Here is a 13,461-nt window from a genome sequence, read left to right as displayed (position 1 = left end):
GCGGTCGCCAGACCGTCGGATGGCAACACCGTCACCACACCGGCCTCGACAGAGGCCGCACTGCATCGTAACCGGCGGACGCCAGACCGTCGGAAGGGAACACCATCACCACATCAGCCTCGACAGAGGCCGCACTGCATCGTAGCCGATGGGCGCCAGGCCGTCGAACAGATATATACAAGTTCAATGCGGCCCCTCCGAGCCCGTTAGTTATATATTCCCTTTTCCGCCGGACTGCGTCCGCCGGTTACGATGCAATAAGGCGGTTCCACCGCCTGCACCGCCAACACCACAACCAGAACCGCCACCCCCTCAAGCACCTACAGTATCACTTACCAGGCCTAATATGCCAGAAAGTGAATCATACTTGACGGGGGACCCGTCACACTGCATCGTAACCGGCGGTCGCCAGACCGTCGGATGGCAACACCGTCACCACACCGGCCTCGACAGAGGCCGCACTGCATCGTAACCGGCGGCCGCCAGACCGTCGGAAGGCAACACCATCACCACATCGGCCTCGACAGAGGCCGCACTGCATCGTAGCCGATGGTCGCCAGACCGTCGAACAGATATATACAAGTTCAATGCGGCCCCTCCGAGGCCGTTAGTTATATATTCCCTTTTCCGACGGACTGCGTCCGCCGGTTACGATGCAATAAGGCGGTTCCACCGCCTACACCGCCTGCACCGCCAACACCACAACCAGAACCGCCACCCCCCTCAAGTACCTACAGTATTACTTACCAGGCCTAATATGACAGAAAGTGAATCATACCTGACGGGGAACCCGTCATACTGCATCGTAACCGATGGTCGCCAGACCGTCGGAAGGAAAACCATCTACCACACCGGCCTCGAAGAGGCCACACTGCATCGTAACCGGCGGTCGCCAGACCGTCGGAAGGCAACACCGTCACCACACCAGCCTCGACAGAGGCCGCACTGCATCGTAACCGATGGTCGCCAGACCGTCGGGGAGTCGGTAAGTCGGTACGCTGCGGGCACACTGCTGAGATTTCTTCCTATATTTTCGCTTTGTTTATGCAAAACACCCCGCACCGTGTATGGGTGCAGGGTGATGAAATATTGGGTTGTTCGTGAATTAGAACAATTTTTCAGGATAAACGCCATCCTTGTGGAGCTGAGCGAATTTCTCAACCACAGCAGGACGATCCTCTGAATAGGTAACGCCAAACCACTTCGACTCGGTAGTGAGAACCTTAACCTCACCGTCACCGCTCACTACGAGCTCATTGACGAGCGAAGGAATGAAGAACTCGCTTTTGGGCTTGTCGATGTTTTCCTTGAGGAAACGCACGAAGAAGTCTTCGCTATATTTGAAGTAATCGGGAGTGAAGCCCCAGAAGTTCATTGACACGGGTGTGTCGAATCCCAGAATCTGCTCCTCGCCGTTCTCATCCTTGAACGAAATCTCATGCTTCTCGTTGTAACCGATAGCAGTGCGCTCAACCACGCCAGTGAGCACGCCTTCCTTTGTCTCGCACACACCGCGCGAAACGGTACCGCTCTCGCTCATGGTATTGCCCACCTTGAAGCCCACCATGCTGTAGTGACCCTTTGAGTCCTCGGGCAGAGATGAAAGCTCGGCTGCCATTACCTCAAAGCTATTGCGGCCATAGTAGTCGTCGCTGTTGATGATTGCAAAAGGCTCGTTGATAACGTCCTTACCCATGAGCAGGGCGTGATTTGTACCCCAGGGCTTAACGCGCTCGGCAGGGCAAGTGAAGCCTTCGGGCAGATCGTTAACACTCTGGAAAACAACCTCTGTGGGGATGTGGTTCTCATACTTTGAGAGAATCTTCTCGCGGAAGTCAGCCTCAAAATCCTTGCGGATTACGAATACAACCTTGCCGAAGCCACTCTTGATGGCATCGTAGATTGAATAGTCCATAATTGTTTCCCCGTTAGGTCCGAGACCGTCGAGTTGCTTGAGTCCTCCGTAACGGCTTCCCATACCGGCTGCAAGGACAAATAAAGTAGGTTTCATAATTTGATAAAAATAATTTTTAAATTTTCTTATATTGACTTGTTTAAGGGTCTATATAATTATATATCAATGCAGAGTCCCTGCGATATTATTGTTGAAGAGACTAATTCAAGTTTCGCATATTTAAACCATTTGCTTCACACCAGTTTGCTCCGATTAGCGTCCTAATGGACGCAGTGTTTGTCGTATTTCTTCCCCCACCGCCACTACGTTCGGCGGTGGGGGTTATTCAAGTATTGTCCTCCTGGACAAGCAAATTAGCACCAATTACTTTGTCTTGCGAAAGGTGAATTAAAATCATCCGAGACATCCGCTCGAAATAGTCTCATTGCTGAATGCTCACAGGGGCTATGTGATTTTTACTTAACCTTAAAGGCGTAAATGATTGTGTGGCAGTATTGCTGTCCGGGCTCAAGAACCTGCGACGGGAAATTGTCGTGGTTAGGAGCATCGGGCATGCCCTGGCACTCAATGGCCACGCCGTCGTAGTCATTGTAGGGGCGTCCGCTCTTGCTCACGGGTGAACCACCCAGCCAGTTGCCGGTATAAACCTGTGCAGCAGGCTGTGTTGTTGACACTTCGAGTACACGTCCGCTGGGCTCGTGAACGAGCTCTGCAACCTTCTTCAACTCACCAGGAACATAACCGTCAACGACAAAGCAGTTGTCATAACCCTTGCCATAGTTGAGCGCGGGGAAATCCTGCTTGATGTCCTGACCCAGTGCCTTGAAAACAGTGAAATCCATAGGAGTGCCTGCCACGGGAGCCATCTCACCCAGAGGAATGAGAGTGTCGTCGGTGGGAAGGAAGCGTGAACATGCCATCTGCAACTTGTGGTCGAGCACTGAACCGCTGTCCTCACCTGCCAGATTGAAATAAGCATGGTTAGTGAGGTTGATAACGGTCTTTGCATCGGTCACCGCACCCAGAGTGATGACGAGCTGGCAATCTTCGGTCCACTCATACTTGACTGTTGCGTCGAGGTTGCCGGGATAGTTTTCGTCACCATCGGGGCTGTGCAGTGTGAACACTACAACGTCGCCTTCAAGATTGGCGTTCCAAATCTTGTTGCAGTAGCCTTCAGGGCCGCCGTGCAGTGCATTGGGACCATTGTTGATAGCGAGCTGGTACTGCTTGCCGTCGAGGGTAAACTGGCCCTTGGCGATGCGGTTAGCATAACGACCGGGAGTCTTGCCGGCACAGGGTCCGTCGGCAAAGTAGTCGGCAGCATCGGCATAGCCTAGCACAACATCAGCCAGCGCGCCGTCCTTGTCGGGCACACAGGCTGCAACGATGCCGGCTCCCAGTGATGAGAGTGTAACGCTTGCACCGGCTGCGTTAGTGAGAGTATAAAGGGTTATCTCGCCCTTAGACGAGATAACCGTTTTCTTTTCAATGTTCATTAGTCTTCACATTTGTGAGCACCGTCGCTGATAACCACGGGATAGATAACGGGCTCGTGACCATATTTCTCGTTGAACTTAGCCTTAACAGTCTCGATGAACTTGTCATAGAGATCGTCCTTCACCAGGTTGATAGTGCAGCCGCCAAAGCCACCGCCCATGATGCGAGAACCTGTGACACCGCACTCCTTAGCAACGTCGTTGAGGAAGTCGAGCTCTACGCAGCTAACCTCGTAGTCCTTAGACAGACCGTTGTGAGTCTCATACATGCGAGCTCCCACTGTCTCGAAGTCACCCTTCTCGAGAGCTTCGCACACATCGAGTACGCGCTGCTTCTCACCGATGACGAAGCGTGCACGCATGTAGTCTTCCTCGCTGATTTTAGCCTTAACAGCCTCCAGCATAGCGAAGTCGGCATCGCGCAAGGTTTCCATACCCAGCTTAGCAGCTACGCGCTCACAGCTCTCGCGGCGCTTGTTGTAGGGAGAGTCAACGAGTTCGTGCTTAACCTTTGAGTCAACCAGAACGAGCTTGTAGCCCTTCGCGTCGAAGGGGAAGTACTCGTGCTCGAGCGAGCGGCAGTCGAGGCGCATGAGGCAGTTCTTCTTGCCAAATACAGATGCAAACTGGTCCATGATACCGCAGTTCACGCCGCAGTAGTTGTGCTCAGTTGACTGACCGATGAGAGCGAGTTCAAACTTTTCAATCTTATTATCGTTGAAGAGGTCGTTCAATGCAAAAGCGAAGCAAGACTCAAGAGCAGCCGATGATGACAGACCTGCACCCAGAGGCACGTTGCCTGCAAACACGGTGTCAAACCCCTTAACGGTGAAGCCACGCTTGATGGTCTCGCGGCACACACCGAAGATGTAGCGTGCCCACTGCTCCTTGGGAGCGTCTTCCTCGTTGAGGCCAAACTCGCAGTATGAGTCAAGGTCGGCACTGTAAGCACGCACCTTGTCGGTACCGTTCACGTTGATCATCGCAGCGATATACTTGTCGATAGCGCCGGGGAACACGAAACCGCCGTTGTAGTCAGTGTGCTCGCCTATCAGGTTGATGCGGCCTGCAGATGCATACATAACACCATTGGTGCCAAACTTCTCGTTGAATAACTCTTTAATTTTCTGTTTCATCGTATTTAATTTTTAGATATGAATAATCATTGTAAAAGATTTACACCACGAATTTAGTAAAAAATTTTGACACCACCGCGTGTTTACACGAAAATAACATTTTTTACCACAAATGTGAGATGCAACAACTACACACCAATAGTGTTTTTTGCTGACTCCCCGCGTAGATTTCTCTCGGTCTCACATAGAAGGACACAGAGATTATTGTCTTTCAAAAATTAAATAATCAATATTTTATTGCTTTATACTATTGGAACGAGAAAAAATCATTAAATTTGCACAATGGTATAAAACATCTACTTTATGAATGCTAACAATATTGACTTTGTGACATACTGCATCGGTAATTTGTCTCGCCGTCTGCACCTTCCACAACAAGAGGTTTACCGCCGTCTTCGCGATAGCGGAATACTGCATTCATATATCATACCAAGCTATGACGTGCTTCACACCTTCGGCAAAGAATACCTCATGGATGATTTGACCGACTACATGAGAGAGAAAGGAGTTCTTTCATGAAAGTTTACCATTCAAGCACAGTGGTTGTCAACACACCTGACACCAGCCATTCACGGTTATACCTTGACTTTGGTCCAGGATTTTATTTAACAACACTGCATGAGCAGGCGGTTAAATATGCCGAGCGTTTTATTCGTCGCGGCAAGACAGCTATTCTCAATATCTACGAATTAAATGACAACCTATCATCAAATTGGGAAGTAAAACGATTTGAGAAATACGACGAAACATGGCTAGATTATGTCACAGAATGCCGGTCGGGAAGTATTCCTGACAGCAGCGATATTATAATAGGAGGCATTGCCAACGACAAGGTATTTCGCACACTTGATTTGTATTTTGCTGGATACATTACAAAAGAAGAAGCTTTGCATCGTCTTATATATGAAAAAACAAATAACCAAATTTGCATTCGCACGCAAGCAGTGCTCGACAATGAACTAACTTTTCTTGAAAGCCAACAACTATGATAACTCACGACGAAGCGTTTTACGCAATTCTTGAAGCAAAATATGCGCGTATTATCAGTGCTCTAGCTGAGTTGCATTCCATCTCTACAGAGGATGCGATGGACATGTTCTATAATTCCCAAACTTCTCAGCTCATTGAAGAAGGCGTGAGCGACTTGCATTGCCGTAGCGACAAGTATCTTGCCGAGGAAATATGGCAAGAACATACTGAAAAACAGCAACAGTCAAACGGCTGATTTTTATCTTCGGCGAAACCACCCCTATACCACCTCGGCATAACTGCTATAATTCATGTCGAAAAGTACTCCACGCCCTTCACTTGAGAGGTTCGGGGTTGCGATAGGTGTCGTCGGGGAGATGGTGGATATAGCCTTCATCGACCAGGAATGATAGCATAGAGAGTATCTCGTCCTTGGGGAATGAAAGCGTGTCAACAAGTTCCTTTATCGTGCGCGGCTTGACCTGCGTCATGTAGAGTATTCCTTCCTGCACATCGGTGCTGGTGTGGTCGCCTCGCTTGCGGCGGTCGATGCAGGCATCGCAGTGACCACAGTCGGTGTGCCCATGCTCACCGAAGTAGGCCAGAATGGCTGCTTCACGGCACCGCACGGTGTCGCTTGTGTAGTTGAGCACGGCCTCTACCCTCTCGGTCATGCGCTGCTTGAGGTCTTCGTAAACAGCCTTGGGAAATCGCAAATAACGCGGTTCCTCACGCGATGTGGGGAAGAAGATAAATGGCGTGCGCTTGCGTGGCACGTAATGGAGGATGTGCATGCGGGTAAACTCTAGAAGGCTAGTGTAGATAGTCTCCTGGTCAATGCTGGTGCGATAGGCAATGACATCCTCGTTGATGAACTCATAGTCGGCAAACAGTCCCGTGTAGAGGCGAAGTATAGCCTGTAGCACCTGGTCGGCGCCGGGAGTGACAGTGTGCAGGTCGTAGAGTTCGCTCTTGTCGGCCATGATCATCACGCGCGACTGTGTTTCCACTTCTTCAATGAAATTGATGTATCCGGCACGCGAGAGTATGCCCAGCGCGCTGTGGGTGGGCAACACCGGCAACTTGAATGTGCGGCAAAAGAGGTTGAAGTTGAAGTCATACTGGTGGTCGTAGCCTTCTCCCACTCCCACTCCTATGAAGTTGCATGCACGCTCATACACTGTGCGCAAGAAGTCCTTGTCAGGAAACGAGTCGTCGATGTGCCGCTTGAGGGTGCGAGCATCGGTGGGAGCCACAAGCAGCACCACAAAGGAACGCTTGCCGTCGCGGCCGGCACGCCCTGCCTCTTGATAGTATTCTTCAAGCGAATTGGGCATGTCGATGTGCACTACCACTCTCACGTCGGGCTTGTCGATACCCATGCCGAAGGCGTTGGTGGCAACCATCACGCGGCACTCATCGCTTTTCCACTTGTTCTGCTTGTCCTCTTTGTCCTCAACTGCAAGTCCGGCATGATAGTAGTCGGCCGCTATGCCGTAGCGATTGAGTTCCTCGCTGATGAGCTTGGTGCGCTTGCGACTGCGCACATAAACGATGCCGGTGCCAGGCACGCGGCTCAAGATGCGCACGGCTTCGGCTATCTTGTCGCTAGTGTGACGCACTACATAGGAAAGATTGTCACGGGCAAAACTCTTGCTGAACACACACGGCTGCTTGAACTCAAGCCGTTGCATGATGTCTTGCACCACTTGGGGCGTGGCTGTGGCTGTGAGCGCCAGCACGGGAACGTCAGGGAAGAGTTTTCGCACTGAGGCGATGTTAAGGAACGAGGGACGGAAGTCGTAGCCCCACTGTGAGATACAATGAGCCTCGTCAACAACAATGAGGCACACTGGCATGTGCTTGAGGCGGTCGAGGAAGCTGCGCGAGGCAAGACGCTCGGGCGAGACATAGAGGAACTTATACCCTCCATACATGCACTTCTCATAGGCGCGCTTCACCTCGCCGGCTGTGAGCCCCGCATGGAGGTAGGTCGCCTTGATGCGTCGCGCCACCAGGTTATCCACCTGGTCTTTCATGAGCGAAATGATGGGGGTGACCACAAGTGCCAGTCCCTCCATGGCCATGGTGGGCACCTGGAAGGTAATGGACTTGCCGCCGCCTGTGGGCATAAGGCCTAGGGTGTCCTGCCCGCCGAGAACCGACTCGATGATGTCGGACTGCAACGGGCGAAACTCCTCGTAGCCCCAATATTTCTTGAGGATGTCTTTAATTGTTGGTGATGACTTGGGCATCGTCGCTCACTTTTATGCCTTTGACTTGAAGTTGAAGCGTAGTGGAGTTGCGATGCTTGCTCTCCTCGATAGTGTAGCAGATGTCAAAAGGCTTGCCCTCCTTGATATGGTCAAAATATTGCGACATAGTGAATGCAATGCCATTCATGACACGATTGCTCGAGTCATCGACAAGCTCCAGCTTGATGTGCTCCATCTTACGTCCCACTAGTTTGCTTGTACCGAAATCCCTTACGTTGCGAGTCACAAACAGCGGTTTCTGGTTTTCGGGGCCGAAGGGGTTAAAGTAACGCATGTTGCGCAGGAAGTCGTTATTAATCTCGGCAAAAGTGAGCTCGCAGTCCACATCCATCGAGGGAGTCACTTGCTCATCGTCGATGTGCTGCTCCACATACTCGGTGAAACGACGGCGGAACTCGGGAATGTTTTCTTCCTTAAGAGTGAGTCCCACGGCGTTAGTGTGCCCGCCAAAGTTCTCGAGCAGGTCACGGCATGACTTGATGGCTGCATAGACGTCAAAACCGCGCACCGAGCGTGACGAGCCTGTGGCAAAGCCGTTGCTCAACGTGAGCACAACCGACGGTTTGAAGTACAGCTCGGCAAGACGCGATGCAACAATGCCTATGATGCCTTTGTGCCAGTTGGGATCGTAGATGACAATGGGTTTCTTGCCATCGAGATGCTGAATGTGACGCTCAATGATTTCATTAGCCTCGATAGTGATCTGATGGTCAAGTTCCTTGCGGTCATGGTTATACTTGTCGATGCGCTTGGAAATCTCATAGGCCTCTGCCGAATTTCTAGTCACGAGCAGCTCTACCGACTCTTGTCCGCTCTCCATGCGCCCCGACGCATTGATGCGTGGGCCTATCTTGAAAATTATGTCGCTGATGGTTAGCTCCTTGTTGTTGAGTCCGCACAAACGAATGATGCTGCGCAAGCCCACATTGGGATTGTTGTTGAGACGGCGCAAGCCATAGTAGGCCATGACACGGTTCTCGCCTATCAACGGCACGATGTCGGCCGCGATGCTCACAGCCACAAGGTCTAGCATGCTCTCAAGGTCATACATGTTGCTGATGCCATTGCTCATGGCAAAGGCTTGCATGAACTTATAACCCACACCGCACCCCGACAGTCCCTTGAACGGGTATTTGCAATCTACCTGCTTGGGGTTGAGGATGGCCGATGCCGGAGGCAGTACATCATCGGGCACGTGATGGTCGCACACGATGAAGTCAATGCCCTTCTCCTTGGCATAGGCAATCTCATCGATAGCCTTGATGCCGCAGTCGAGCACGATTATCAACTTCACCCCTATCTTCTCGGCATAGTCAATGCTCTGCAACGAGATGCCATAGCCCTCGTCGTCGCGGGTAGGGATGTAATACTCCAGGTTGCTCTTGGAGTAAAAATTCTGCAGATACTTGTAAACCAAAGCCACGGCAGTAGTGCCATCGACGTCGTAGTCCCCAAATATCATGATCTTTTCCTTAGCCCCTAACGCTCTGTTGAGACGGTTCACGGCCTTGTCCATGTCCTTCATGAGGAACGGATCGAGCATTTGGCCTAACGTGGGAGAGAAGAATGCACGCACTTCGTCCTGATTCTTCACCCCGCGCATCACCAGCAGCCGTGCGATAGCAGGGCAATTGGGAAACTGCGTTTCCAACTGCTTGGCTATCTGTTGTTCTTGAGAAGTCAGAGGTAAGTAATTCCATTTACTTATCATTTATGTTGTTTTTTATTATGCTAGGGGAACCACGCCGCTCTCTTGCAGCCGTGGATTATATAGTAGGAATATGGCAAAAGGGGTGTCGCGAGGGCGACACACTTGCAGTATATATACACCTTATCATGGAGCATGCGGGGTCTTCGCCCGAACCTCCAAATGGTGCTAACCTAAAATCATGCAAGCACTTAGGCTACGCATCAGGTATCAAAGAACGTCACCAGCAACCCATACAAGCTGCCAATGTTGCCATATTTCCTTACAAAGTTACTTAAAATGATGTGCTTTACAAAGAAGATTTTGCTGATTTTCGTATTCAATAGTATTTTTTCACATTTTTTACACTATTGCGCAATCGTAGGTGGCCATACAGCAATGGAACTCCCCGCGCGGATCTCGCTGAACTCACTGATTTTTTCATTGAAAATATATATTTTGTGGATTTTTTAGACCTCAGGGAGGTCGTGACTTTGGTTAACTGCTGGTCGCAGACCTGCGGGCTGCCGGCGGGGAGGTGAAGCATGTAAAACGCGCGGTTGAAGACCGCTACCTCGAAACGTGCAAGGTGGCGGTCTTCAACCGCAGTATAAGTGTTATCGGCTCTATTTGTTACTTTGCAGGATTGTCGATATGGACATCCATCTGCGGGAACGGGAAATTGAGGCCGTTCTTGGGCAGTTCGTTATAGATGCGTTCGTTCACGTTGTAGAACACTGTCCAGTAGTTCTCGTGTGTGCACCACGAGCGAACCACAAGGTTCACCGAACTGTCGGCAAGTTCCTCAAGCGCAACCGAGTTGGGACACATTTCGTTGTGTATTGCCAGCGGTTCCTTATCGAGGATATTCATGATGACCTCGCGAGCCTTATCGACGCTGCCGCCATAAGAGATGCCCACACGCCACTCCACACGGCGATAGGGTTCGCTTGAGAAATTATTGATAGTGCCAGTGGCAAGGCCGCCGTTAGGAATCGTGATGCGCTCATTGTTAGGCGTGAGTATCACTGTGTGGAATATCTGTATCTCCTTCACCGTGCCCATCAGGCCTCCGGTCTCGATGAAGTCGCCCACCTTGTAAGGTTTGAGCAGCAGCACCAGTACTCCGCCAGCAAAGTTCTGCAACGTGCCGCTCAAAGCCATACCCACAGCAACACCTGCCGAGGCAAACAGGGCGATGAATGACCCCGTCTCGATGCCCAGGATGGCAATAGTAGTGATTATGAGCAGGAAGAGCATCGACATCTTGAACAGACTGAGCAAGAACGAGTTGAGCGAAGGCTCTACTTTTTTGCGTTCCATCACGGCCTTGAGCAGCTTGTGCACCTTGTTAATGATAAACTTGCCCACATAGAACACAAGCACCGCCGCCAGCACACGCAAGATGAATTCAAACATCATGCCCGACATGCTGGTGATGATACTGCTCCAATCTATACCCACCACGGTCTTGGCGATATTAGAGACCGAAAGGGACTCGGGGTTAGCGACAATAGAGTCAACGGTTGCGGCTACTTTGCCTGTAACATTCTCGATGTGAGACGCTGCCACAGTGTCAACAGGAGCGGCCTCTGGAATTTGCAATAATATATTCGATAAAATCATAATCTATTAACTTCTGGTGGTGCAAAAGTAATAAAAAATGATGATATATGCAACGCGTCCTCACTTATCGCAGGGCAACCGTATCAAAACTTGCCAAAACTTCCCGACTTCCCCCCCACGGAGTATTGGATCAGGTTATGGACCTAAAATAATGGAGGGATAGAAAAAACACACAAAAAAACATCTTGTAGGAATATAACTGCTAACACTTTTGTGTATCATGAGGATGTTGACATGCGCCTAAATTTTTTGTTGATTTTTTGTTGATTTCAAGCGAAGCGCCTTTTCTCTTTGGTCGTATTTAGGTGGTGGCGCTACGCTTGAAATACACTGAAAATAAACATAAAAATGTCTTACGCTCGTTTCGAGCGTGCGGACGACACGGGAGTGTCGTCCCTACCTCAACTTGATTTCGCATTTTGACACACCCTCGTGTCGGCTTCCAGCCTCTCATCACAAAATCTTGTGTGATCCGTGAGATGTGCGCGGGGAGTCCGTAAAAACAACATTGGTGCAATGTCCTAACGGACATGTATTGTTGCAGCAATTTTGATGCTGTTGCCCTGCAGTATCACACCGCCTCGATTTTGCTATTTCTTGCGTTCCTGAATGCAGTGAACGAACCGTAGATGTCGGCCATAGCCATGCTGGCGTTGTCGGCTTGCAGCTGGTACATGTTGGCCGAGTTCACGCCAGGCAAAGCCTTGCCCTGCAAGGATCCGTTCACGCCCGACACGTCCTCGAGCAGCTGCATCTGCAACTTTATCATCTCATATCCGCCTATGTCGGTCGCATTGGCCGATATCTGCTCTGGTTTCTCGGTCCCCATCTGCGGCGAGTAGGGCAAGATACCTCCGGTGGAGCTCCACACGCGGCGCACATCGGCCCACGTGAATCCATCGGGCAGTGCCGTCTCGGGATAGAGCAGCACCCCCTTGGCACACGATGCCATGATGTGGTCGAGCAAGGTAATCATGCGGTTAACATGCTTCTGCTGGTCGATTATGCCCTCGACAAACGAATGTACCTCTCCGTCGGTAAGCGGATAAAACTTCATGGCAAACGGATGGCTCTTGTGCTCGTAGGGTGAGTCCCACTCGGCAAGCAGGTCGCCCATGGGCGTGAACCATCGGCAATGCCACAGCGTGGCTACATCCCACTTCACATCCACATGGCCACAGTCCTTGTATTTTCGCGCAGCGGAAGGACTTTCCACGGTGACCTGTGCAGTGAGGCGGTTGTGACACACCGCCACCTCGCGGCTTTCGAGCGTCCACACTTCAATAGCACGGCATTTGCCGGGTTCATCGGTGTGCCAGAATTGAGTCGCGCTCTGGGAGTCGGCTCCAATCGAGTGGGCAAACGCCTCGCTGCGAGCCTGCGCATTGTCGGTGTATAGCCTGCGCACCCACAGAGCCTTGCGGCGCGACCCGCATGCCACCCGTTGCAGCAGTCGGGCAATGCTCAAGTCGTGGAGCTGGCCCACAATCTCGCAGTCCCACCCGCGCACATCGCACAAGGCGTTGACAAAAAATTTGTTAGGGTTCACGTTTTCCACCACCACATGGTTCATCCCGGCCTCGGCAGAGCGGTCGATGCGCTGCACGCAGCTGCCCGAGAGAAGAAACTCCTCAAGGGCACGGCTGTCGATCTCGTTGAGATTGTTGAAGCGCGCCACATCGTTAGCGGCAACGCCTGCATTGCCATTTTCAAGCTCCTGCACACGATAGCGCCCCACGACAGTGCGCATCAAGTTGCGTATCAAGTTGTTAGTCACTGGCAATGCACCATTGGCACTATAACGCTGCCAGTCGGTCAACACATTGCCGCTAGCATCTACCGACACGTCACCCCACTGGTCGCCATAGGCAAAACGCTTGTTGCGCAAGCGGCTCTTGCGCAGCTGGGCACCACTGTTCCATGCCCTGAAAGCGGCATCAAGAACCGCCACATTCACATTCTGTTCCATAGTATTTCTAGATTTAATTGAAAAAACGCTGCAAATTTATATTCCCCACGCCCATGCCACACCATCAACCGAGCAACTACCCCCAGCCCAACATTCAAAAACGAATCTGGTTGTAACTATTCACCAATGTTTTTTGCGGACACCCCGCGCGGATTTCACAGATAACACAGATTTAATAATAACTGAAAGAAATTAAAATAATTAGAATAATTTCTTATTCAGTTAAATCAGAGCAATCTGTAGGGCACAGAGATTTTTTTACTGAAAGAAATTATTCGAAATTAGAAGAAATTATTTATCTCCCACAAAGTATTGGATTAGGGGTTTATGCCTAAAATGAGGGGGAAAGACAAAAATAACATCTTGTAGGAATATAACTGCTAG

11 protein-coding genes are annotated in these 13,461 nt (G+C 50.8%); 4 read left to right on the top strand and 7 right to left on the bottom strand.

All coding sequences use genetic code 11. The annotated features are described in order from the left end of the window. Window positions 1-1,105: 1,105 nt before the first annotated feature. From ACKI3C_RS11715 to galK, 3 genes are all read right to left on the bottom strand, one after another. Window positions 1,106-2,011 carry a nucleotidyltransferase gene (locus ACKI3C_RS11715; RefSeq protein WP_407405257.1) on the bottom strand — a complete coding sequence of 302 codons (906 nt, stop codon included), beginning with the start codon at window positions 2,009-2,011 and terminating at the stop codon, window positions 1,106-1,108. 359 nt (window positions 2,012-2,370) lie between these two features. Further along, entirely contained in the window at window positions 2,371-3,414 is a 1,044-nt protein-coding gene (locus ACKI3C_RS11710; protein ID WP_407405255.1) for an aldose epimerase family protein, read from the bottom strand. After that, window positions 3,414-4,550 (bottom strand): galactokinase, encoded by a 1,137-nt coding sequence (gene galK / locus ACKI3C_RS11705; RefSeq protein WP_407405253.1) that lies wholly within the window; start codon window positions 4,548-4,550, stop codon window positions 3,414-3,416. The genes ACKI3C_RS11710 and galK overlap by 1 nt, the downstream gene beginning before the upstream one ends. Before the next feature lie 303 nt (window positions 4,551-4,853). Between galK and ACKI3C_RS11700 the strand changes: the two genes are divergently transcribed. From ACKI3C_RS11700 to ACKI3C_RS11690, 3 genes are read left to right on the top strand one after another with little or no spacing between them, the layout of a single operon-like run. Beyond that, window positions 4,854-5,069, top strand: a complete 216-nt coding sequence (locus ACKI3C_RS11700) for a DUF3791 domain-containing protein (protein WP_407405251.1) — start codon at window positions 4,854-4,856, stop codon at window positions 5,067-5,069. Further along, entirely contained in the window at window positions 5,066-5,539 is a 474-nt protein-coding gene (locus ACKI3C_RS11695; RefSeq protein WP_407405249.1) for a DUF3990 domain-containing protein, read from the top strand. Before ACKI3C_RS11700 ends, ACKI3C_RS11695 begins: the two co-directional genes overlap by 4 nt. Continuing rightward, window positions 5,536-5,775 (top strand): DUF3791 domain-containing protein, encoded by a 240-nt coding sequence (locus ACKI3C_RS11690; RefSeq protein WP_407405247.1) that lies wholly within the window; start codon window positions 5,536-5,538, stop codon window positions 5,773-5,775. Before ACKI3C_RS11695 ends, ACKI3C_RS11690 begins: the two co-directional genes overlap by 4 nt. Before the next feature lie 79 nt (window positions 5,776-5,854). On the opposite strand, the gene ACKI3C_RS11685 is transcribed toward ACKI3C_RS11690, so the two are convergent. Then, window positions 5,855-7,774: an ATP-dependent DNA helicase RecQ gene (locus tag ACKI3C_RS11685; protein ID WP_407405245.1), complete on the bottom strand. Its 1,920-nt coding sequence runs from the start codon at window positions 7,772-7,774 to the stop codon at window positions 5,855-5,857. Continuing rightward, window positions 7,749-9,506, bottom strand: a complete 1,758-nt coding sequence (recJ, locus tag ACKI3C_RS11680; RefSeq protein WP_407405243.1) for a single-stranded-DNA-specific exonuclease RecJ — start codon at window positions 9,504-9,506, stop codon at window positions 7,749-7,751. The genes ACKI3C_RS11685 and recJ overlap by 26 nt, the downstream gene beginning before the upstream one ends. Window positions 9,507-9,508: 2 nt before the next feature. Here recJ and ACKI3C_RS11675 point away from each other — a divergent pair, with 2 nt between their 5' ends. Then, the gene (locus tag ACKI3C_RS11675; RefSeq protein ID WP_407405241.1) at window positions 9,509-9,781 is read left to right on the top strand and encodes a hypothetical protein; all 273 of its coding nucleotides are present in this window, start codon (window positions 9,509-9,511) and stop codon (window positions 9,779-9,781) included. Window positions 9,782-10,115: 334 nt separating this feature from the next. Here ACKI3C_RS11675 and ACKI3C_RS11670 read toward each other — a convergent pair whose 3' ends face one another. Both ACKI3C_RS11670 and ACKI3C_RS11665 read right to left on the bottom strand, forming a co-directional pair. Further along, window positions 10,116-11,108, bottom strand: coding sequence for a mechanosensitive ion channel family protein (locus ACKI3C_RS11670; RefSeq protein ID WP_407405239.1), 993 nt, complete (start codon window positions 11,106-11,108; stop codon window positions 10,116-10,118). Window positions 11,109-11,679: 571 nt separating this feature from the next. Then, window positions 11,680-13,077, bottom strand: a complete 1,398-nt coding sequence (locus tag ACKI3C_RS11665; RefSeq protein ID WP_407405237.1) for a hypothetical protein — start codon at window positions 13,075-13,077, stop codon at window positions 11,680-11,682. Window positions 13,078-13,461 lie beyond the last annotated feature (384 nt).

Source organism: Sodaliphilus sp. (genome assembly GCF_045598405.1).
GTDB classification, from domain to species: Bacteria; Bacteroidota; Bacteroidia; order Bacteroidales; family Muribaculaceae; genus Sodaliphilus; species Sodaliphilus limicaballi.
Note: the sequence above shows the minus strand (reverse complement) of the source record. Positions and strands in the feature narration are given on the sequence as shown.